Below are 20,204 nucleotides of genomic sequence, written 5' to 3' on the forward strand. Positions count from 1 at the left end.
GATGTTCAAATCACCTGTGTTTCCCGTCTCCCAGAATGGCTTTAGCTCTCGGATGCATGCTGGCGTGATGGAGTTGCCAGTGCATTACATGAGAGGGGGTACTTCGACGGGGGTGGTGATTTGGGAGCCCTTGCTACCCCGTGATGAGGGACTGCGCGCAGAGCTACTACGCCACCTCATGGGAGTACCTCTGGCTGGAAATCACCAAGGCAATCGGCAGATAACCGGTCTTGGCCGGGGCCCTGCCACCAGCAATAAAGTGTTCCTTGCACGGGTGGAGGACACACCTTCGGGGCGTCAGATCGTGAGCACGCTTGCCCAGTTGGCCAGTGATCATAGCGACATAGACTGGGGCGTGAACTGCGGCAACATGTCTTCCGCATTGCCCCTCTGGGCTATCGACACGGGCTTGATCGAATTGCCTGCGACTGCCAGCTTTGACGTCGAAATCAAGAACACCAACACCGGCGTTCTTACCGTCGCACGGATGTCCCAGGATTCCCGGGGCGGATTTTTGAATGCTGAAATCCCAGGGGTCACCGGCGCGTTTCCACGCGTCGATCTTTTCTTGCAGTCACCAGTAGGCAACAAGACCGGCGCTCTTTTACCTACAGGCAACGTTTTGGACAGGGTCGCCGGGCACAATGTTTCGTGTGTGGATGTGGCTGTGCCTATGGTAATTGCCGATGCCGCCAGCTTTGGCAAGACAGGCCACGAAGCCATTTCAGAGCTTGAAGCCGACGACGTGTTCATGGCGAAGCTGAGGGAAGTCTGGATTGAGGCGGGTTTGAAGATGCAGCTTCGGCGTCGCGACGGCGAGCTCATGAGCCTGGCCGAACTCGAACGAAGTGAAACCATTCCCAAAGTGTGCATCGTCGGCGCACCCCGTCACGGCGGGCACATTGCAGTCCGGTATTTCACGCCTCAGACCGGACATGCTTCGATGGCCGTCTCCGGCGGGTGCTGTCTCGCCGCCGCATGCCTGCTCGCGGGAAGTACCGCCCATTCGGTGGCCGTGGGTCTGGAAAGCGCATCAGCGACGTACTCGGATGTGGAGGTGAGTATCGAGAATCCGGCTGGCAAGTTGGATACCACGGTCAGTGTCAAGGCTCAGGCCGATGGCATAGACATTCGCGCCGCTGCGTACCGACGCAATACCCAAATTCTGATGCGCGGCTATGTACCCATTTACCGGGCGTCAGCGCAATTGATCGAAGCGATGGAGACAGCGACGAAATCGGTGATCAATTGAGGGTCATCTTTGAGTGTTTTGAGTCATCACGCGACCAACACCTTAGTGTAGGAGGTGACCTAGGGTGCGCCGCTAATGGCTGCTTCTGGCCGATAGCAGCCGGTCGTTTATGGAAACCGTCCGAACCTCGCGCACACAGTTAGGTAGTTAATTTCGATCTATGATGGAAACTTCAAACACGGCATTGAGGGCACGTACAGAATAAGAGAAGTTTTTATTTGTCTCTCCTGAGATGGCGAGACTGGTCTCTCCCTGCCATTCTATGCTCGGATTGGCGCTAGTAGTATCCTGCCAAAGCGTCACCTCTTCTGTGAGGCTGTCCAAATTTACTTCCGGATTGAACTGAATAAACACTCTTGACGCAAATGGAGTGGTGGCACCGCAGCTCCTCCGTCCAAGCGACACCACATACTTTTTGCTTGGAGATACTGTTCTGGCTACCACATCCTCGCTACAACTCGTCATGCCATCCAGTCCCGCAAAATAATATTTTCCAACAAGAAGTAGTGCATAACCGAGCAGCATTAAAAGAGTTGTCCCGATAAAAAGCAACAATAGCCGCTTATGTTTCACGTCTGGCTGCAGCATATAGGTGGACTCCACTGCGGTAATTTACGGCGTTTAAATGGAACGAATCCATAGCGGCGGGGGAACTTTGGGTTCGCCATACATCCAAGCTATGTAGCCATCCCATCTCTGAGTTACCCAGTGCTACTCTTCGTGACAGTCCCCTTAAGGGCCTGCTCAAATAGGTTCCGCAAGTACCTGCATTGCAGTGTGTTCTTGCTGCCTGCAACAGCGCTGTATCAGAGTGAAAGTAAAGGAGGTCGCCTCAGTGACCCCATAATCATAATTCCATATCTCTCATTCGGGTTAAAACAAAACTTTCTTGCATCGACTACTTTTGATTAGCAATACACGTATTCGAGCTTATCTCTTGAGGTTGTTTGATCATCTCGGCGCCAGTAATCTCGCTGATTACGATCCTACATCCCGAGGAAAGAAGATCGATTTTTTTGAATTCTAGTTTAACTTCGTAGTCCTTGCCTGCCTTGGGGGTCAAATATGCAGGCTTTGGGTAGCACCAAGAATGACCCGAATCAGATGATGCATCATAGCTCATCCTCAAGACTGTGGGTTTTCCGGCAGGAATTACAAATTCATCATACCCTAATCGCTCCGACTTCACTGCCTCTGTAGTTAGTGTGGCTGGAATTCCAATTACTCTATTTATGTAATCCTCCTCCTTCATTCCCAGTAAATCAACGCGTCTCCATAGTATATATGTTTTAGTTGATGTACGATCTCTGAAGATTTTTGAGTCTACATCCTTTCCGGTTTTGGGCTGGCTCACATCCTCGCAGCTTGCGAGCGTTTTGTAACTGCCTGTGGTTTCGGGTGAGTTAAATGCTCTTATGCGAGAGCTGAACTCGGGACTATATTTCTCTTTTTCAGCTTCGTTGGTTATGTTTGTTTTTTGATAACTGCAGCCTTGCACTAAGAGAGCAAAAAAAGTGACGCTTAGAATTTTTTTCAAGTTCGCCTCCAGCGAAAAACAAAAATTTGTCCCTTTGCCCATGACATCGATGGCTAGTAAAAAGCATAGCAGGGGAATCAGTTTCTTCAAAGAGCGTCGGTTATCGTTGCTCTCTGGTTTATAGCGACCTGAGCAGCATGCTACAGCGACGGCACCAACCACTCGTTTGGGCTGGCAGGCACCCTCGAACAACGTTTTATAAGCAACAGGGGGGTGGTTGCAGTTCAATCCGTTCGCCATTTCAGCGTCATCGATGATCCGCAGTTTGCGATTAACGCCTCTGCGCCAGAAAAGACGGCTCAAGACGTACACAGACTCAACTCTTCCATACCCGAATCGTATCTGGCCTAAGTAACCACAAGCGAGGACGCCTAGCAATCCCCGATCCATTCAGAAACAGGTTCAGGTAGGTCATGAGTGAACAAGCCAGGTCGCGAAGTTAACTTGCAGGGTGCTCGCGTGGTCTTCTGGTATCGGCCAGAAACGGTCGATCAAATGATTGGGCTGAACGGTTATCCTGACCTTTTCACCTGCACGGAAGAGCGTATGACAGAGGTGTATCAAGGCAGCTGCTTATGCGCAGCTGTGGTTTACAAGCTAGTCGCCGCGCCGAAGGCTGTCAGCCATTGTCATTGCAGCCAATGTCGCAAAGGCCACGGGTCAGCATTCGCGTCATACGGCAGCGTGCCCCGTACCGCGCTTAAAATTCTTCGCGGCTCCCCCAGCATCAAAACCTACGCTTCTTCAAAAACGGTAATACGCCAGTTCTGCGCGGAGTGTGGTTCGACCTTGTTTTGGTCACGAACACAAGGTGAGTTTGCCGATTGGGTCTCGGTAGCACTGGGCACGCTCGATACGCCTTTCCTGCCTCCGCAGCAGCAGCACGTTCATGTCGAATCAGCAGTGCCTTGGTATACGTCATCTAGCCCATGTCCTCAGCACTGACTGCTTAAGGCGTTACCTGCCTCCTAGACTTCCTCCGCCATCGACGCCGATCACTTGGCCCGTCACAAAGGATGCACCCTCACTAAGCAGGAAGGTGATCAAAGAGGCAACTTCTGACGGCGTTCCCAGCCTTTGCATCGGAATGGTGGATAGGATTTGACGCTCAGCATCGCTTCCCACCGGCCTGGTCGCCCGGAAAAGCTCGGTTTCTGTAGGGCCAGGAGCGACTGCGTTCACTGTGATCCCGATGGGCGCCAATTCAAGCGCCCAAGTACGTGTGATGCCAACCAAAGCGCTTTTGGCGGCAGAGTATGCTGTTCGATCTCGTGCTCCGAAAATGGCTCGACTGCAAACATTTACTATGCGTCCTGCCGTGGACTCCTTAAGGGATGGCAGGCAAGCCTGCGTGACCTGTACCGAGGCCCTCACATTCAGGTCAAGGACGCTGTGGAGTGTCTCAAGGTCAAGTGTTTCAAAACTCTGTGGAGCCGCGATACCTGCATTATTGACGACGGCATCAATAGCAGTGCGCTCTAACAGCTTTCTAAGCATCTCAGCCGTTTGCTGGACGTCGGCTAAATCACAAAGGAGCAGCGTGCCGGGAAAATTGTCAACTGGTCGCCTGGCGATGCCAATCACATCCCACCCTGACTCCTTCAAACGAGAGCTCAGCGCAAGACCTATTCCTTTGGTGGCACCTGTCACCAATGCAGTTCGGGTGTTGTTCATGTTTACCCTCTCATTTTCCGACCCCAAATGTCCTGGTAGCACAGACCTCTCGGCGAACAAAATGATGCCATTGTGATCTCATTCGTAGATCTCAACTTCTGCGTCTCTCGCTCCCCCGGGAAGTGCTTTGTGACCAAACGGTTCCTCGGTATCAGGATTGTGATGTCTGTGATGTTGTGTCTGACTGGGTGTGTTTGGTTTCAGACAGTTCCTCTGACCGGGGCCTATGGGGAAGGGTTTCGGAGCGGGTGCGGAGCTCGTGAGCAGGGTTCCGGATATGAGGCCCGGGATGCTGACGCCCGGGCTCATCTTCAAGGGCGCTATTGGCAAGGGTGGGGACGCGGTTTCAACTCCTGTCTGTCGCCGTGGGAAAAAGAGCAGCAAGACAAATGGCTTCATGGGGAAGACAAAAAATACTGCACCAAGCATCAAAAAAAGCGCGGCCACTGCAAAGAGTAGAGAGACGTCCAACGATCTGGCACAGTTTTTTGATACCTAGGGCAAGCTGTAGGGTACGTAGTTACCCTCATCCACAGCCTAGGTCGATTGGCAGCTGCGCAGGTGAGCAACAAGAGCCGCTACTTTGGCTCGGTGCATGATTTACAACCCGCTCGAATCATTCTCAACGTCCAGGATCATCGATGACCAACCTGCTGTTCATTTGCAGTCGGAACCAGTGGCGAAGCCCTACAGCGGAAGCGATGTGGCGCCGTCGACCTGGCTTCCATGTGCGTTCGGCAGGTACCAGTCCCAGTGCACGAAAATCAGTTGGGCCCGCAGACATTTGTTGGGCGGATGTGATCTTCGTCATGGAGCGTAAACATCTGCAGCGCCTTCGCGCGGCATACGCTCAGCACCTTGAGCACAAGCTCGTCCACGTTTTGGAGATCCCTGACGATTTTCAGTACATGGATCCCGAGCTAGTGGAATTGCTGGAGAGCGCGGTGAGTGAATACCTTTAGTGAGTATCAAGCGTAGCTACTGCATCTTGAGTTTTCGTAACACGCTGAATCGTTCCAAAGTGGGCGTACTGCTTGTATACGGCTAGCGTCAACCAAGCCACTTCGGATCTCGGCCCTAGGGGCTCTAATGCTCCGCCTGCGGCCGTCCTAGCCTGCGCTCTCCGCTTGCAAAAAATCGACAAGGCATGAACTGGTACCAAGATGATGTTGCAAAGACAGTGAGAGGTGAACGACCTGCTTAGTTGGTTTAGTGTGCAAGAGCTCAGCACGGGTTTGGACAGCTCAGCTTGCTCTTGGTGGGCCGAGATATCTGTCCAGCAAGCGCATTGTTGTTAGCAACCGTCGTCGGAGCTCATGCAGGTCATCAGTGGCCAGAGCATCGTGTCTGGAGGTCAGGAGCATCACGGCTTCAAACACGCTGTCTGAGTGATGAATCAGCGCCATCAGATGCTGGCCGCTTGGGCCATGTGTTCCCGCTAGCCAATTCTTAGCTGTTCGCTCGTTAGCGGCAGTCCATCGTATCAGCGTTTTGACGGCCTGATGGGACGATCCCACTTCAATTCGTAGAGCTGTGGCTATAGCCGCTGCGTAGGTAGAATCGCTCATATGCCGCACCAGAAATTTGTTACCCGTTTTAGGAAATACTTTTCCCGCGCTGTTTCCTATGCTCGACCTATGACTTAATAACCTTGCTGGCCGTATTCTGAGCTAGCACCATGGGACGAGCCGCGTGAAAGCTGCCGATGAGAAACGCGCTGCCGATTCATTCCGTTCTACCCGCGCGGTCGCGTACGTTCGTATGTCCACTGAGCACCAGCAATATTCAACTGACAATCAGCTCGAGACCATCACCGCTTACGCCATAGCCAAGGGTTTAGAGATCGTCGACGTTTTTACTGATGCCGGCAAAAGCGGGCTTAGACTCAAAGGCCGAGATCGGCTGCAGAAGCTGTTCCTAGAAGCGGAATCTCCTAGCCGCACCTTCAGTACGATCTTGGTGTATGACGTGAGTCGCTGGGGACGGTTCCAAGACCCCGATCTTAGCGCCAGCTACGAAGTACGCTGCCGACAGGCTGGTGTGTCTGTTCAATACTGCGCAGAACAGTTTGAGAATGACGGAAGTCCGGTCTCAGGCATCGTCAAAAGCCTGAAGAGGATGATGGCCGGCGAGTATAGCCGCGAGCTCTCGGTAAAGGTTTTTGCTGGCCAGGCTCGATTAATTCGTCTTGGGTACCGGCAAGGTGGCATGGCTGGATTTGGATTGCGCCGACAGCTTGTTGACCAGTACGGAGTTGCCAAGGGCGTACTTGAGCTCCGGCAGGAAAAAAGCATTCAGACCGATCGCGTCGTCCTGGTGCCAGGGCCGAGCGCTGAGTTAAAAGTAGTTCACGACATATATGGTGCATTTGTGGAAGACGGAAGCTCAGAAAGCGAGATCGCTGACGCGTTGAACCTCCTTGGCCACCGGACAGGAATGGGCACCGCCTGGACTAGAGGCACAGTTCATCAAGTCCTAGTCAACGAAAAATACATCGGCCATAACGTTTGGAACCGTACTTCCTTCAAGCTCAAAGATGAACATGTCAGAAATCCCCAAGACGACTGGGTTAGAGCTGACGGAGCATTCGAGCCAGTCGTAAGCCCGCTGATATTCCAGACGGCTCAGGCCATTATCTCGGCTCGAAGCTTCCGATGGACTGACGAGCAGATGCTTGAATCGTTACGCGCCCTGTTCCAAAAGGAGGGGTTTCTATCCGGCCTTGTCATTGACGAAGCGCCAGGCTTACCGTCCAGCACCGCGTATCGTTCGAGGTTCGGCAGTCTCCTCCGCAGCTATGGCCTCGTAGGATTCACGCCGGCGCGTGACTATCGATTCATCGAGGCGAATCGTCAGATCCGTCAGACATACCCTGATGTGTTGCGCCAAACGGTTGAGCTCATTAAGGAGGTCGGGGCGAAGGTCGAAATTAATCCGCTGACTGACTTGTTGAGGATAAATGATGAATTCACTCTCTCGCTCGTCCTCAGTCGCTGTCAGGAGCTGGCCTCAGGCTCACTCCGCTGGGTTGTAAAATTTGACCTTGGCCTATGCCCGGATGTGACGCTCGCAGTAAGGATGACGCCGAGCGGCAAGTCGGCTCTGGACTACTTCCTTCTCCCGGCTCTTGATATGACTGTTCCAAGGGTTCGCATAGCTGAGCACAACCCCGTCGATCTAGAGATCTATAGGTTTGAGACGCTAGAGATCCTTGCTCACCTCTCTACTCGCACGCCATATCGGAGGATTGCCTGATGTTGGACTTTACCGACAATCACCTATCACTTCATGTGGGGGGCGCCTCGGAAATTCAGTACATCTCAACAAAACGGATTCGGGTACTGAATCCGCGAACGCGCAATCAGAAAATTTTCCAGGAGCTAGTCGAGAACATTGCCAGGGTCGGCATAAAGAGGCCTATCACCGTATGTATGAGCGGTGCAGATGAACAAGGTCACAAATATAGTCTGGTCTGCGGACAGGGCCGATTTGAAGCCCTAATGGCACTTGGAGAAAGCGAGGTGCCGTGCATTGTCGTTGAGACCACCGATGCAGATGGCTATTTGATCAGCTTGGTTGAGAATCTGGCTCGTAGAAGGCATTCCAATAGAGAGCTACTGAACGCCATTAGCGTGCTCTCTGATCGTGGATACAACTGCAAGCAGATCGCGGACAAGACGGCGTTGGATCCGACTTACATAGGCGGCGTGTTGATGCTTCTTCGCCAAGGTGAAGATAGACTGATTTTGGGCGTGGAAAAGGGCTGGCTGCCTATGACTATCGCTATCGAAATCAGCAGGGCTTCCGATGCTGACGTCCAGCTTTCACTTACCGATGCATACGAAGCTGGAACGCTCCGAGGTGAGCAGATGATTAGTGTCAGGAGGCTAATCGACAAGCGCCGCTCTCTCGGTAAAACGTTCAAGGTCAGCGTGGCCAGGGCCCAACAGCCTACAACCGCTCATAGCCTCCTGAGCACCTATCAAAATGAAGTTCGTCGACAACAGCACATGATCAAGAGGGCCAATGTCAGTGAGCATCGGTTGCTGTTCATCACCAGCGCGCTTCGCAACTTATTCAAAGATAGCCACTTCTGTACGTTGCTGCGGGCGGAAGGCATCCAGGATGTACCTACGCCTCTGAGCGACAAGATCCACGGGGAGGCCTGATCATGGGCTCAGTCAAAAGTGCTTTCGAACCAGACATCCTTGCCATTCCGCTCGAGCAGATTTTCTCCGATCGAGGCGTGGGTACAAGGACGGAGGCGTCCAAAAAATATCTGAGTATATTGGCCTCTGTTAGAGAGCTAGGCGTGATAGAGCCGATTGCGGTACATCGGGAAACTGCGGATGAGAACGGGCCGAGGTACCTATTGCTCGACGGGCGGATGAGGCTACGGGCGCTGCAATCGCTGGGTGCGACGCATGCATTGTGCCTCGTAGCCAGCGACGACGAAGGGTTTACCTACAACCGTCAGGTTAATCGCCTTACGCCGATCCAAGAGCACAAGATGATTCTTCTGGCGATCAAGAAGGGTACGTCGGCAGTTCGGATAGCTCAGGCCCTCAATGTGAATGTCGAGCATATCCGAAGACGTCAGCAACTCCTCGAAGGCGTCGCTCCTGAGGTAGTGGAGATGCTGAAGGACAGGCAGGTCAATCAGCACGCCTTCGGTGCATTCAAGAAGATGAAGCCAATGCGGCAAATCGAAACCGCCGAGATGATGCTGTCGGCTAATTGTTTCACGAATATCTACGCCAAGATGATGCTCGCAGCTACGCGACCAGATCAGTTGGCCACCCCGGCTCGACCTCGGAAGCCCCGCACCACGTTCGAAGACATCGATCGACTCGAACGAGAAATGGAAAAGGTCAGCCAAGATTACCGGCTGGTTGAGGACACCATGGGCGAAACTATGCTCGTGCTGGTTGTAGCCAAGGGCTATGTCTCAAGGCTGCTTCGAAATGAGGCTATTGCTGAGTTTCTACAACTCAACTACGAGGATCTCGTCAAAGAGTTGGCCTGTGTGATGGATGCTATGACTGCGGATGGGCGAGGCGATGCCAGGGAATAGATGCTCAGCCGCCTCCAGGTTTGACTGAGCTTGTATCGATGGGGATCTGTGACCTTTCTAGGTACAAGCAACTTTGTCCTTATGTGCGAATTCAACGTCATGCCGACATTTCTGTGATGGATGGCATCAGCCTTCTGGCGCTGAACCCAGTGACGGCCTTGCCGCGTGTTTAGAATACTTTCAGCGCCTATTACAACGATGACGTGCTTGCGTACGTGGGCCGCTCACGCACCCGCTCCACCAAGCCAGGCGGCGATCATCACGCAGGTGGCTAGCCCATCCGGCATCAGCGAGTGAAGCGATTATTTGTCGTCCCTTTGACTTTGTCGATGAACCAAAACGACTGCTCATTCGCTTTGACGATGTTGCACTCTTCGCCATATGCCGTGTAGGCCACACAAATGATATCCCCGGTGATTTTCCAGCTCCCAGCAGCTTCAGCCATTCCCGTTATATGAATCTTGGCTTTGCCGTCAGCTGTGAGGATCTCGGTGAAAGACTGCCCGCTCGCAGTCACGCTTTGGTGCGAACGTCCTACAAATTGATTTGTAATTTCGCTACCGCTGATTTTTACGGCGTCTGGCGGCGGCGGGGAGTGAGCGTCCTTTGCTGGACTGCTTCCACCGCTGGCGCAACCCATCAGGAGAGCCGCGAAGGCAGCTATGTAAATCGCTTTCATGAGTCATTCCTCTGTTGAAAAAGGCATGAGCCATTTGCGGTGGAGACAACATTGTTAACTACGCGCTACTGACATCCCGAAATACTACCCTGCGCAGATATCCAAACAACTCGCTCCTATTAAATCTAGCAGCTATGCCTGGGTTGCCGGTAATCCGTACACTGCTTACGCTTCACTTAGGTAGGTGACGGTTATGAGCCCTAAACGGCAATCGGTTGATTACTAACTACGTCTGTTTGGGGGCGAGGACAGAGAAAAGAGATAACAGGCAAAAGCCTGCTACGCATGGAACCACCTTCCTGACGGCCCAAGCTGATCCAGTCATCAACGTTCTCCGTCATGCCGCACGTAAGAGCGTAGTGATTTGATCGAGGCCAGGCTCTCAGGCCAAACAGATGCCTCGTGCTTAGTCTGTCCACCAGTCCTTTTCCCAGTGCGCCCCGCCGTACCCGCTGTACCCCGTGAACCATTGCTCGATAGAAACAGTCATCGAGGTAACAGGGGCCTTATCCCGGTGAAGGGGATCAAGTCTGTCCGCTTGCGATGAGGCCCACGTTACCCAAAGTGCGGTTTGCTCCTGTACGTGCGCTGGACTGTCAGCGTTTGCCTCGCACGTAGCATTGATAAATGCTCGAAGCTGGACTGCTCGGTGCCATTGTTCGGAATTAGTGACGAGCGCATGGCGCAGCCGACGTTGGCTTTCTTCGTACCTAGCGTGCTCAAGCCTCAGCTCTTCTTCGAGCTGCCTTGCCTTTTGGTGTCCCTCCCGCATGATCCGCTCTGCTCTCACGGACTCGGCGATAATGCCAAGCCCATCGACGATTGCCCCTAGTCTTTGCTCGAGAGTTTTCGTCTTTGTGTCTGCCCATTTCTTGCGCGTGCCGTGGAGGGTGTCAGCTTCGACGTGAAAGCTCAGTTCACCGGTGGGTATCCATTCATATTCAGGAGCGCGCCAAGAAGAAAAATCAGGTGTCCACGGAGTGCCTCGTCTGCGTGGGATTGGAGGTGGAGGAGGGAGAACGACTTTGGTTAATCGCTCCCTAAGCTGGACTGTCATTGTCTCGCCGTTGATCTGAAGCGTGGTGCGGTTGTTAGCGCCAATCATCCAGCGGTGCTTCAGGGCCTCGCTCGCCTTGATTAGTGCGTCTAAAAGGATTGATGATCGATCGACTTGAGCTGCTGAGATACGGGTATCCAGCACCTGCTGCTTTAGAACTACTAAATAGCCCTCATGAGCTTTGGCGGATTCAACGTGTCTCAGCCACTTCGCGACAAGTGGGTGGGGATCTTCGAGTATTTCAGGGACGACGAGGTTCGCCGCTGCGGGATGAACCTCTACCGTCGATGATGCTCGAGGCGGGAGTAACGTCTTATCCAATACTTTGAAACTGATGAGATCTGAGCCCAGCTTGAGTTTCGGCTTGGCGGGGCGCTTCGCTGATTGCTTTGCCCAGTAACCACGGGAGGGGAGTGGGATACCCGCCTTACGGCAGGCTTTCGCCAAACCAACGTCCGATACGCCAATTTCTTGGGCTAGCTTCAACACAGGTATGTTCCATACCTTGTCAAAAATCTCTTGGGCAGTGAAGCTGACCACCTTATACATTTGCTGTACCTCGATGAGCTAAAGACTCAGCGTAGATATATGTCAGCTCGCCTGCTCCTGCTGAACAAGCCAGCAACGTGGCGGCTGAAGACATCAGCTCGAACATGGATGCATTCGTTGTCCCGATTACCGGTTATGCTTAAATGATAAATACTTCATCAAAAGAACACCTGATGCTCCGAATACGCTTATCTTTCCTACTACTCGCCTGGGCTCTTACAGGATGCAGCATTCCTTACCAGACACCTGAGGCTGTACAGCAGATTGAGCGTGATCTGCACCTAGTGCACGGATCAGTTCAGGCCATGACTCGGACTAATTGGTGCTATTTACCATACGGCTCGGGAAGTGGAGGCGATGGGCAGTGTCACGCGGTTCAAGGTCTGGGTGTTCTTTCCGGGGATGGCCTGATCCTAAGCACTTATTCAGGGGGCATTTACGAGCGGTTCATGACGCTGAAAGCAAGCGATGTACAGTGCATCAAAGTCTTTCGCGACCGCGACGCTCCAGCCAGTTTTTTTGTCTTTACCCGTGAAGTAGCTACGCAGATCATTCCACTTACTGCAAACGGTCAGTTTGACACCTCCGCCAAGATCCGTTTTTTGGATTACCTGGCCGGTAAGAGCCAGGTAAGCCGCATAAATTCCGATAGAGACTACGTCCGCGAGAATGGTAAGACAAACTCACTCGTCACCCACATTCCAGGTACCAAAATCCTTGTCATTAGCTCCGTTATTGCGACGGAAGTTTTCAACCCGTGCACAGAAAAGTAGTGGGCCGGGCATGCAACGCGATTAGCCCCGTTCAACATCTAGGATCCGGTGGAGTTCGGCCCACGGCATCTGGGCCACTTCGCCCTGAGCTCTGCAGCTTGGCTCGTGGGGGAATACGTCCTGATTGAGCGAGATGGATTGGCCCCTCATACACCCAGTGCATACGACTTGCCCGCCAACCATGGCCCAAGCGGATGACCATGCGATCATGCGTTGATTGCTATCCATATCCGGCGCTCCTTAGGCCAGTGATTAGCTTCATGCTTACCTAAGCTGCGTGCGCTGTCGACGCTCAAACAGGTGCCCTCGAACGAGTGATAACCCCTAATTGGGAGAGGATTTGACGCTGTAGCTTTCGCCCGCTCGGGTTGGGCGTCAATGCAGATTGAGCTTCAGGATCTTTCCCACTCGCGCGTCCTTCGTGTGAGTACGCATTTTGTCTTCAGCGCTTTGAATCTCCTTGGCCAACTCCAAGAGACGTTTCGCTTCTTCATCTTGGCCAACCTCAGCCAGCCGCACTGCTGCGCTCAACAGAGAGGTGAAAGAGTCGTGCAGCGTATCTGCAACCTCAGTCATGCTTTTTACGAGGTCTGCGGTAGGAGAGTTGGGTTGCATGGGTTTCTCCACAAAGGGCGCCTGGGTGGATTTAGGGGCTCCAGTAACGCTGTCAGAGCCGCATGGCTGGATTAGTTCAGGCCGCCCGGTGGATCTCCGACTGATCTTGAAAAATTCTGGTGTGACGGAGCCGTAGCTTCGCTGCTGCTGGCTTGAAAGGCGGTGCTCGCCATTTCTTGACTGCAACCGGATGTAAGTGCGCAGCAGCGGAGGCAAGAAAACAGGCAAGGCGGCAGACGTTGTGGTTCAGCGTTTTGGAATCAAGCTGTGAAACAGCCTTCATAAAACTTCATGCACCAGCGTAACGCCGGTTAAGAACAGCCTGGATCTGTGTGGCGAATCTCAGATAAGCGCGATCATATCGGCTTGACCGAGACTACTTCCACATATCGAAATTTTTTCCTGGCCGCTTTCGTCGCTTCCTGCTCTGCCAGCAGAGTGCTCATGGTATCGGCCTCATGAGTCATCTCGAACGTTTCCCCTTCAAACTCATTCCCTACTCGCAATACCACCCTGAGCCTAGGCGTAAAAGCTTTAGCTAATCGCTTTTTCACCGGAGCCTTAGGGTGGATCACTACGGTGTCTGCAATGGATTCTTTCGGGACAAAAGGAGCTGACGGTTTGGAGGTCTCTGTATCGCCAAATAAGGCGCGACGCATCTCTTCTTCCGTTAATTCTGAACTCATGTGATGTCCGTGAGGTGGTAATGGATTGTCGATTATGTAGGAATGCAGCAAAACCGGAATATAGTTCCAACTCCGGCTCTTAGCTTGCTTCGGAGCTGCATGGCTAGAAAATTGTTATGTCATGCCGGCAGATCTTTGGAGTAGTGCCTAGGCCTTGCTGCCCGGAGGGATCGCGGATGATAGGCGCTCAGTACCACGGTGCTCGTCGAAAGTCGTTCCGCTGTAATCCAGCGAGATGCGCTGGGCTTTGTGAATAGCTTCGAGCTGATCTCGGCAGCTCTCGAGTCCGGTAACCCGGTTGCCTAACGCAGAGCTCTCACGGCGGCAATCGGATAGCTGAATCTCGGCCGTTCTCAGTTGCATACGCAGGTTGTCCCGCTCGCGGTTGGCTTCGGCATGCATCTGGATCAGCCTAGCCATATTTTTTCGGTACCGGCTCAGCTCCTTCTGAAGCAGATGGCATTCCTCGATCAGCAGGTGCGACTGCTGCTCAAGCATCTCCTCCCGAGTGAATTCATCGGGCCATTCGGCTTCCGGTAAGACGTCCATAAGATGACTCAAATGCTGTTTGCATATACAGTAGTCGTAGTCGATGGAGGAACGCCACCCTAGGTGACGAGTAGCAGGCTTTACAAGCAACGATCCTGCGTTTTGTCATTTCAAACGTAAGAGGCACCTGCGATGCAGATCGTCTGCTCACGTCGCATGGACGCCGCTGCCGCCTTGAAAGCAGGCGCCATAGGAGCACCGGATGAGCGTGGCTCGTAGGCGTTCCGCTGGCAAAATATGGGATTCAGAATGGCGACTAATCGCAACACGCGGAGCTTGAAGATGGCGATCTCGCCGCTCGAATTACGGCACATTGTCGAGACTGCATTCTTGCCCCTCCATTGCAGGTGCAGCAGCAATGCTCGGAGGGAAATCACGATAGAAGTGTTCGACCCCGTGTACGGCTCTGTCGTAGTAATGGGAGGCGTGCCAGCTGAGACTTTAGATAACAGCCGTGCGATTTCGGATTTCATTGCTCAAATCAGATCTGAGGTGTCGCTTATCAAGGCCGGGACGCCCCTACCTGGTCGTGGTCAGTCCAGGTAGCGTTACTGGCGTTCATTGACGGTGAGGTAGAGCATTCTCGTCCGAGACTGGATGTGGGGTATCACCACGTGACAACCGATGCTCGCGTCCTCACCTGAGGGCTACTGATTGGGTCTTTTGAAAATGTAGGCAAGCTTGCCCCGACTGTTTGTAAGTCACTGGCCATTTGATGATCAGATAAGCCCGTCAAAGGCCGTCGTTCGACGCTCTTGGCCTCGGCGACTTTCGCTTCTTGGGCGCCGGGTTATGTACCGATGCGTCGAGGCTGCCAGGCGCATTAGCGGTAGCGGGTATCAAAGTCACACCAGTTACGCCCACTGCCAAGCCTGGAAAATTAAGCTCAGGCTGACCTGGCTTTGCGATGGACGTGCCCGAAGCGTCGAAATGAACCGTTAACCCCCAAAAACCTGAGTGGATACCTTGATCACGCATGAGCGCGACAATAAGGTCTCGGATTGAGAATGCTCTTTCCTTGCTTGCCATAAGTCCTCCATTACCGGGCCGCCTACCGCGAAAGCGGATCGAAGCTTAGCAAGGCCACCACTGCGGCTAGCAACCCTTAGCCTTCGTCTTCTTTCGTCAGTACGATTATTCAATGCTAGCTTGTCAGCGGATAGAGGCCAGTGCTTGGTGAGGCTTCCCGGGCTCAAACCGCTTCCTCAAAACGACAGTATCAAAATGGCCTCAATCGCAAGTGTCCCAGATCATCAATGGCCCTGCGTTGTGGCATAGACGAGGAAAAGGGGAGTGTGCTGAGTTCGCCTGCAGAATGTGCTCGGCATGCTCAGTGCTCTATATGACCTGCTGCGATGATCAGCTTCTACACCACTAGCCTCGCCACCCCCCATGGACATGCGTATCGGCGTCGAAACTGCGTCCATTAAAAGGGCGTCTTGCTCGCGCGATGGCCTAAGATGATTTAGCCAAGACGTGTGTACCGGACGGTTCCGAAACCATGACGATTGAATCCCTATGAAGCCAACGAAGCTGGAACCCTACAAAGGATATTTGGACTGCGCTCAGGTGGCGGAGGGAATTAACGCAGCAAACGCCAATGCACGCCGGTTGGCGACCGATGCCCAAACCTTGCTGGACGTGGGAAGCCATGCTTCCGCCGCGTCGTTAGCCGCTCTGGCCATAGAGGAGTCGGGAAAAGTCTCTATTCTCAGGGCCATCGTCTTATCGGACGATGAGAACGCATTGAAGTCGGAGTGGAAGAGGTACCGATCCCACACGAGCAAGAATTGCCACTGGATCTTCGCTGACCTAGTCGCGAAGGGCGCGAAGCACCTTAATGATCTACTTCCAATCTACGATGAGGCCTCTGATCATCCGAAAATCTTGGATCAATTAAAGCAGCTGGGCTTCTACACTGATTGCCTCGGCGCTAAGGCTCATTGGTCAATCCCGGCAGATGTCATCCCCGCAGAGCTAGCGAAGGCCTTGGTGACCTCTGCCAAAATCTTCAGCGAGCGGTCGCTAATGACAGAGCGCGAAGTCGAGCTATGGGTTGAGCACATGAAGCCGGTGTGGAACAAAGACTTGCAGGGAATGAAGCAAGCCTTGGTTAGCTGCTACGGTGCCATGCAGCTTGAAGGGTTCCAAGGTGAAGGCCCCAACAAGATGGCAGAGTTCGTCTTGGGCCCAAGCTAAGACCAGACGCCCCTTGATTCTTGATCGCTACATAGCGACTCCGCCCGCGTGCAGCGCCGGATGCTTTCCAGCGTTACTCTTGTACCCAGAGCCGGTTCTTTCCGCCTCGCTTCGCCTGATACATGGCTTCATCTGTGGCCTTGAGCCAATCACTCTGGTTAGGATAATTGTCTGAGTAAGGTACCAAGCCAATACTCAACCCCGCCAAGACGGGCACAGCGCCGTCAGTCCAGTTAGCGAATCGCTTACGAACGTCGTTCAAATGTTCGGTAGCTTCATCGACGCTTACATCAATCAACAGAACGCAGAACTCGTCGCCACCATAGCGTCCTGCTATGCCTTTTTCCCCGAACCCTGACCGCAATAGATCTGCTAGCCCGCTGATGATGGCATCCCCCACCAGGTGGCCGTGATGGTCATTGATGCTTTTGAAGTCATCAATGTCTATCAGCGCCAAACTGGCCACAAGCTCGCTTTTTCGGCAACGCCGGAAGACTTCATCTAACTTTTCCTTCCATGCAGCATGGTTCAGCAACCTCGTCATTCCATCGAGCTTGCTGATCAGCTTGAACGCAGTTTTATGTGCGGCAAGCTGAACAGAAAGACCGTAGCTCACACGCGCAACCATAAGCGGGTAGATGATCAGCATCGGCAAGCAAGCAACCAATTGCATAGTGCTGCTCGGGAGCGATACGTGGAAGGCGTTTAGGGCTAGCGTCATGAATAGCCCCATGCACTGCAACGCCACGCTCGTGCGCACCAATCGCCATCCACCGGCCGCCATCGCGTTCATGGTTACCATCGAAAGTAGAAGAGCTGAAGGAAGTGGGAAATTGCAGTTCACTTGACCAAGCGTTTGCATTTCACTTGACCACCTGTTTGCATCGGATTTGACCAGCCGTTTGCATTGGATTTGACCACCCAAAGCACGCAGTGTTGGAAAGCTAAAAAAGCGATATGGGTGGCACCTTTTGAGGCTCGCCGTCAACGATGCACATCCATCCCCAGGTTCTGAGTGCTGACGTTTTGTGGAACTCTTTCACTAAGTCCCCCGCGATCTCACCGATGTCGACTCGCAGGGCAAACTGCGGACGCATCGCGTACATGACGTCCAATCCCATATCGCCGGCTAGGAGCTTGCACATCAATCTAGTACGCAGCTTCCAAGGAAGGTTCTTTCCGCGTCGTTCCGGATGATGGAAGACCATTGTGTTCAGATGGGCTGACGCGTGAATGTAGTCAGTGCTACTCATCCAAACCTCTAAGTGGGCAGGTACACCAAGGGGCAACACATTGAAGACTAGCCAGTCGATCAAGACCACTGCGACCCCGCGTGCTTGTAGCTCCATGGCGAGCATCAAGAGCACTTTGTGCAACGAATCTGCTGCTTTGATAGCAAGGGGACGACGGCCCATCTGATCTGCTTCCATCACTATGGCGACCAACGCCGCTAGGCTATCCAAACTCGCCCTGCGCTCGAGCTTTTCGAGCAGATTTTGAGTGACCGATTCGCGCTGTAAATTGCCCCAGGCCATGTCGCTGGCGGTTCGGAACAGCACCCCCTGTACTTCGGCATTTAATGTTCCAAAAAACTGGCCGAAGTCGACGTCCTCTCCCTTGATCTTCAGCTTGAGAAGCGTCCATAGCGGATGATTCAGATCGCGAGACGATCCCGGTGCCTGAAGCTCGACCTTGGCCAAGGTCTTGGCCTTGGGCGATACCGTTTTTTGTTCGTACCTTGACCACTTGCTTCGGTAATGCCGGATAGTCCCATTGCTGTTCCTTCGAAACGAATCCTCTTCGAAATGCTGCTCAAGCGCGTAGGCCGTTTTGAGACCTGTCCGCTGCCTCAGTCCCTCGAACCAATAGCCCACGGCGAGCATTTCCACAGTGTTACTGCGGGGGTTGGTATTTTCCGGTATTTGTTCGCGCATATTATCTGCGAAATCCGAATAAATTTTCGCAATTCGTTTGAAGTCAGTCACTTACAAGTTTCCAGCTGATGTTTGTACCGTAAAAAATGTAGAAGCCTTACGGCTGGAGTGCAAGAACGTCGTTTATTACTATTAACTGTGACCAAACCGGACATTAAGTGCGATGCGCGAGCCTCTTGAAATCCACAACCTGGCATCCGAATTAGAGCTTGATCTCAAAGATCGATATGGCCTGATGGTGGGTGGCAGTGCGTTGTGGAGAGAGCTGGGATATGCCTCGTATGACGCATTCCGAAAAGCCAAGCAGCGTGGAACTATCGAAGTGCCACTTTTTGAAGTGCCCAATCGTCGAGGCTTTTTCGCCCTGTCCAAAGAAGTCGCCTGCTGGATAGCCACGCAACGCTGTGCTAGACAGCAAGCCGTGTAAATCAAACCGATAGGAGTTTCACAATGAGCCCAGGCTAGGAGTTAGCCGGTGGAATTGGGACACAAAAAAGCCCAGGGGTGGAGCCCTAGGCTTTTTTGATGGTGTTAGGTTTTGAGCCCTACGCACCACCATTCTGTGTTCCCTCGCGTTCGACGTCAAGTCGGCCACCTTCCGTTTGTCTGCAATATTCACACGGCGCGATTTGTGAGGCTTCGACACGCCTATCGCGAGGAGGACACATGAGGCTGCCAATACAATCGCAGCGCGAGGTGCTGCGTCTCGCATGCGACGCCACCTTGTCAAACAGATCAATCGGTCGCTTGGCCAAGGTTTCCCATAATACAGTTCGCACTATTCGCGATCAGTTGAAGTTGTGCGGACAAACCTGGGAACAGCTGCGACACCTCGACGATAAAGCGCTTGCGGAATGCCTACATACTCAGCGCAGGCCCACAGTGCAGAGAAAAGTGTACCCCTCTTGGGTGGCCATTCACGAACAACTGAAACTGCCTGACATCACCCTTGAATTGCTTTGGCAAGAGTTTCGGGAAACGGAGCCAGATGGCCCCTCATACGCCCAATTTACAAGGGTTTATCGTGAGTGGCTGAATAAACAAAAGCTAAGCATGAGGCAGATACACCTTCCCGGCGACAAGTGCTTCGTGGACTTCTGCGGACGGACTATGTCTGTGACAAACCCGGACACAGGAGAAATTGCCCAGGCTCAGGTATTCGTAGCTACGCTAGGAGCTTCCGGCTACATATTCGCCACGGCAGTGGACAATCAGACGACGCCGAATTGGCTCAGGTGCAATGTTCTGGCGCTTGAGTATTTCGACGGGGTTCCACGCTTCATTGTCCCCGACAACTTGAAGTCGGCGATCACGAAAAACACTCGGGATCAGGTCGTTCTGAACCGTGCATACTCCGAGCTTTCCGAGCACTACGGATTCAAGATATTTCCTGCCAGGCCTCGCAAACCGAAAGACAAATCGCTAGGTGAAATTGCTGTGCAGATCGTACAGCGGTTTGTGCTGGCAAGGCTGAGAACCAGGACATTCTTCTCGCTGGAAGAGCTAAACGAACAGATTGGATACTGGGTCGATCAGCTCAACAACCGGGTGACTCGAACGTACCCTAAGAGCAGGGCCGCTCGGTATCTTGAACTCGACTAGCCCGCGCTCGGCTCTTTACCAGAA

The 20,204-nt window shown here is 53.1% G+C and carries 21 protein-coding genes; 11 read left to right on the forward strand and 10 right to left on the reverse strand.

Annotation, left to right across the window (positions count from 1 at the left end; translation table 11 throughout):
- Nucleotide 1 precedes the first annotated feature (1 nt).
- Nucleotides 2-1,252, forward strand: a complete 1,251-nt coding sequence (locus tag SLW75_RS09105; protein WP_410934238.1) for a PrpF domain-containing protein — start codon at nt 2-4, stop codon at nt 1,250-1,252.
- Nucleotides 1,253-1,399: 147 nt separating this feature from the next.
- Here SLW75_RS09105 and SLW75_RS09110 read toward each other — a convergent pair whose 3' ends face one another.
- Together SLW75_RS09110 and SLW75_RS09115 are read right to left on the reverse strand one after the other, a co-directional pair.
- Nucleotides 1,400-1,840 carry a DUF5412 family protein gene (locus SLW75_RS09110; RefSeq protein ID WP_410934239.1) on the reverse strand — a complete coding sequence of 147 codons (441 nt, stop codon included), beginning with the start codon at nt 1,838-1,840 and terminating at the stop codon, nt 1,400-1,402.
- A 310-nt stretch (nt 1,841-2,150) separates the two neighbouring features.
- Nucleotides 2,151-3,101 (reverse strand): hypothetical protein, encoded by a 951-nt coding sequence (locus tag SLW75_RS09115; RefSeq protein ID WP_410934240.1) that lies wholly within the window; start codon nt 3,099-3,101, stop codon nt 2,151-2,153.
- Between the two features lie 234 nt (nt 3,102-3,335).
- On the opposite strand from SLW75_RS09115, the gene SLW75_RS09120 reads away from it, so the two are divergent.
- Entirely contained in the window at nt 3,336-3,734 is a 399-nt protein-coding gene (locus tag SLW75_RS09120) for a GFA family protein (protein WP_410934383.1), read from the forward strand.
- Nucleotides 3,735-3,746: 12 nt separating this feature from the next.
- Here the strand turns inward: SLW75_RS09120 and SLW75_RS09125 are convergent, their stop codons facing one another.
- Entirely contained in the window at nt 3,747-4,463 is a 717-nt protein-coding gene (locus SLW75_RS09125; protein ID WP_410934241.1) for an SDR family oxidoreductase, read from the reverse strand.
- 641 nt (nt 4,464-5,104) lie between these two features.
- Between SLW75_RS09125 and SLW75_RS09130 the strand changes: the two genes are divergently transcribed.
- The 4 genes from SLW75_RS09130 (at nt 5,105) to SLW75_RS09145 (ending at nt 9,537) form a co-directional block, all read left to right on the forward strand.
- The gene (locus SLW75_RS09130; RefSeq protein WP_410934242.1) at nt 5,105-5,425 is read left to right on the forward strand and encodes a low molecular weight protein tyrosine phosphatase family protein; all 321 of its coding nucleotides are present in this window, start codon (nt 5,105-5,107) and stop codon (nt 5,423-5,425) included.
- Nucleotides 5,426-6,155: 730 nt separating this feature from the next.
- Nucleotides 6,156-7,718 carry a recombinase family protein gene (locus tag SLW75_RS09135; protein ID WP_410934243.1) on the forward strand — a complete coding sequence of 521 codons (1,563 nt, stop codon included), beginning with the start codon at nt 6,156-6,158 and terminating at the stop codon, nt 7,716-7,718.
- A 2-nt stretch (nt 7,719-7,720) separates the two neighbouring features.
- Nucleotides 7,721-8,632, forward strand: a complete 912-nt coding sequence (locus SLW75_RS09140) for a ParB/RepB/Spo0J family partition protein (RefSeq protein WP_410934384.1) — start codon at nt 7,721-7,723, stop codon at nt 8,630-8,632.
- Nucleotides 8,633-8,634: 2 nt separating this feature from the next.
- Complete coding sequence (locus SLW75_RS09145; RefSeq protein ID WP_410934244.1) at nt 8,635-9,537, forward strand: plasmid partitioning protein RepB C-terminal domain-containing protein; 903 nt, start codon at nt 8,635-8,637, stop codon at nt 9,535-9,537.
- 286 nt (nt 9,538-9,823) lie between these two features.
- On the opposite strand, the gene SLW75_RS09150 is transcribed toward SLW75_RS09145, so the two are convergent.
- Both SLW75_RS09150 and SLW75_RS09155 read right to left on the reverse strand, forming a co-directional pair.
- The gene (locus SLW75_RS09150) at nt 9,824-10,216 is read right to left on the reverse strand and encodes a hypothetical protein (protein ID WP_410934245.1); all 393 of its coding nucleotides are present in this window, start codon (nt 10,214-10,216) and stop codon (nt 9,824-9,826) included.
- A gap of 406 nt (nt 10,217-10,622) precedes the next feature.
- Complete coding sequence (locus SLW75_RS09155) at nt 10,623-11,822, reverse strand: hypothetical protein (protein ID WP_410934246.1); 1,200 nt, start codon at nt 11,820-11,822, stop codon at nt 10,623-10,625.
- A 449-nt stretch (nt 11,823-12,271) separates the two neighbouring features.
- On the opposite strand from SLW75_RS09155, the gene SLW75_RS09160 reads away from it, so the two are divergent.
- Complete coding sequence (locus tag SLW75_RS09160) at nt 12,272-12,595, forward strand: hypothetical protein (RefSeq protein WP_410934247.1); 324 nt, start codon at nt 12,272-12,274, stop codon at nt 12,593-12,595.
- Between the two features lie 375 nt (nt 12,596-12,970).
- On the opposite strand, the gene SLW75_RS09165 is transcribed toward SLW75_RS09160, so the two are convergent.
- The 3 genes from SLW75_RS09165 to SLW75_RS09175 form a co-directional block, all read right to left on the reverse strand.
- Nucleotides 12,971-13,210 (reverse strand): hypothetical protein, encoded by a 240-nt coding sequence (locus SLW75_RS09165; protein WP_410934248.1) that lies wholly within the window; start codon nt 13,208-13,210, stop codon nt 12,971-12,973.
- A gap of 356 nt (nt 13,211-13,566) precedes the next feature.
- Nucleotides 13,567-13,896, reverse strand: coding sequence for a hypothetical protein (locus tag SLW75_RS09170; protein WP_410934249.1), 330 nt, complete (start codon nt 13,894-13,896; stop codon nt 13,567-13,569).
- Nucleotides 13,897-14,043: 147 nt separating this feature from the next.
- On the reverse strand, nt 14,044-14,445 hold the full coding sequence (locus SLW75_RS09175; RefSeq protein ID WP_410934250.1) for a hypothetical protein: 402 nt from the start codon (nt 14,443-14,445) through the stop codon (nt 14,044-14,046).
- A 282-nt stretch (nt 14,446-14,727) separates the two neighbouring features.
- On the opposite strand from SLW75_RS09175, the gene SLW75_RS09180 reads away from it, so the two are divergent.
- Both SLW75_RS09180 and SLW75_RS09185 read left to right on the forward strand, forming a co-directional pair.
- Nucleotides 14,728-14,991 (forward strand): DUF1652 domain-containing protein, encoded by a 264-nt coding sequence (locus SLW75_RS09180; RefSeq protein ID WP_410934251.1) that lies wholly within the window; start codon nt 14,728-14,730, stop codon nt 14,989-14,991.
- Nucleotides 14,992-15,963: 972 nt separating this feature from the next.
- Nucleotides 15,964-16,644 carry an AbiV family abortive infection protein gene (locus tag SLW75_RS09185; RefSeq protein ID WP_410934252.1) on the forward strand — a complete coding sequence of 227 codons (681 nt, stop codon included), beginning with the start codon at nt 15,964-15,966 and terminating at the stop codon, nt 16,642-16,644.
- 73 nt (nt 16,645-16,717) lie between these two features.
- On the opposite strand, the gene SLW75_RS09190 is transcribed toward SLW75_RS09185, so the two are convergent.
- Both SLW75_RS09190 and SLW75_RS09195 read right to left on the reverse strand, forming a co-directional pair.
- Nucleotides 16,718-17,506: a diguanylate cyclase gene (locus SLW75_RS09190; RefSeq protein WP_410934253.1), complete on the reverse strand. Its 789-nt coding sequence runs from the start codon at nt 17,504-17,506 to the stop codon at nt 16,718-16,720.
- Nucleotides 17,507-17,588: 82 nt separating this feature from the next.
- Nucleotides 17,589-18,629, reverse strand: coding sequence for a hypothetical protein (locus tag SLW75_RS09195; RefSeq protein ID WP_410934254.1), 1,041 nt, complete (start codon nt 18,627-18,629; stop codon nt 17,589-17,591).
- Between the two features lie 112 nt (nt 18,630-18,741).
- On the opposite strand from SLW75_RS09195, the gene SLW75_RS09200 reads away from it, so the two are divergent.
- Complete coding sequence (locus SLW75_RS09200) at nt 18,742-19,005, forward strand: hypothetical protein (protein ID WP_317658797.1); 264 nt, start codon at nt 18,742-18,744, stop codon at nt 19,003-19,005.
- 239 nt (nt 19,006-19,244) lie between these two features.
- Complete coding sequence (istA, locus tag SLW75_RS09205; RefSeq protein ID WP_410934255.1) at nt 19,245-20,180, forward strand: IS21 family transposase; 936 nt, start codon at nt 19,245-19,247, stop codon at nt 20,178-20,180.
- Nucleotides 20,181-20,204 lie beyond the last annotated feature (24 nt).

The sequence above is a fragment of the Pseudomonas sp. W5-01 genome (assembly GCF_046540435.1).
GTDB lineage: Bacteria > Pseudomonadota > Gammaproteobacteria > Pseudomonadales > Pseudomonadaceae > Aquipseudomonas > Aquipseudomonas graminis_B.

Excerpts from the sequence above, each read along its gene's own strand:
- SLW75_RS09150 (WP_410934245.1), bottom strand. The coding sequence starts at position 10,216 with ATGAAAGCGATTTACATAGCTGCCTTCGCGGCTCTCCTGATGGGTTGC.
- SLW75_RS09165 (WP_410934248.1), bottom strand. The coding sequence starts at position 13,210 with ATGCAACCCAACTCTCCTACCGCAGACCTCGTAAAAAGCATGACTGAG.
- SLW75_RS09155 (WP_410934246.1), bottom strand. The coding sequence starts at position 11,822 with ATGTATAAGGTGGTCAGCTTCACTGCCCAAGAGATTTTTGACAAGGTA.
- SLW75_RS09125 (WP_410934241.1), bottom strand. The coding sequence starts at position 4,463 with ATGAACAACACCCGAACTGCATTGGTGACAGGTGCCACCAAAGGAATA.
- SLW75_RS09175 (WP_410934250.1), bottom strand. The coding sequence starts at position 14,445 with ATGGACGTCTTACCGGAAGCCGAATGGCCCGATGAATTCACTCGGGAG.
- istA (WP_410934255.1), top strand. The coding sequence starts at position 19,245 with ATGAGGCTGCCAATACAATCGCAGCGCGAGGTGCTGCGTCTCGCATGC.
- SLW75_RS09105 (WP_410934238.1), top strand. The coding sequence starts at position 2 with ATGTTCAAATCACCTGTGTTTCCCGTCTCCCAGAATGGCTTTAGCTCT.
- SLW75_RS09130 (WP_410934242.1), top strand. The coding sequence starts at position 5,105 with ATGACCAACCTGCTGTTCATTTGCAGTCGGAACCAGTGGCGAAGCCCT.
- SLW75_RS09185 (WP_410934252.1), top strand. The coding sequence starts at position 15,964 with ATGAAGCCAACGAAGCTGGAACCCTACAAAGGATATTTGGACTGCGCT.
- SLW75_RS09200 (WP_317658797.1), top strand. The coding sequence starts at position 18,742 with ATGCGCGAGCCTCTTGAAATCCACAACCTGGCATCCGAATTAGAGCTT.
- SLW75_RS09110 (WP_410934239.1), bottom strand. The coding sequence starts at position 1,840 with ATGCTGCAGCCAGACGTGAAACATAAGCGGCTATTGTTGCTTTTTATC.
- SLW75_RS09160 (WP_410934247.1), top strand. The coding sequence starts at position 12,272 with ATGACGCTGAAAGCAAGCGATGTACAGTGCATCAAAGTCTTTCGCGAC.
- SLW75_RS09190 (WP_410934253.1), bottom strand. The coding sequence starts at position 17,506 with ATGCAAACGCTTGGTCAAGTGAACTGCAATTTCCCACTTCCTTCAGCT.
- SLW75_RS09170 (WP_410934249.1), bottom strand. The coding sequence starts at position 13,896 with ATGAGTTCAGAATTAACGGAAGAAGAGATGCGTCGCGCCTTATTTGGC.
- SLW75_RS09120 (WP_410934383.1), top strand. The coding sequence starts at position 3,336 with ATGACAGAGGTGTATCAAGGCAGCTGCTTATGCGCAGCTGTGGTTTAC.
- SLW75_RS09180 (WP_410934251.1), top strand. The coding sequence starts at position 14,728 with ATGGCGATCTCGCCGCTCGAATTACGGCACATTGTCGAGACTGCATTC.
- SLW75_RS09145 (WP_410934244.1), top strand. The coding sequence starts at position 8,635 with ATGGGCTCAGTCAAAAGTGCTTTCGAACCAGACATCCTTGCCATTCCG.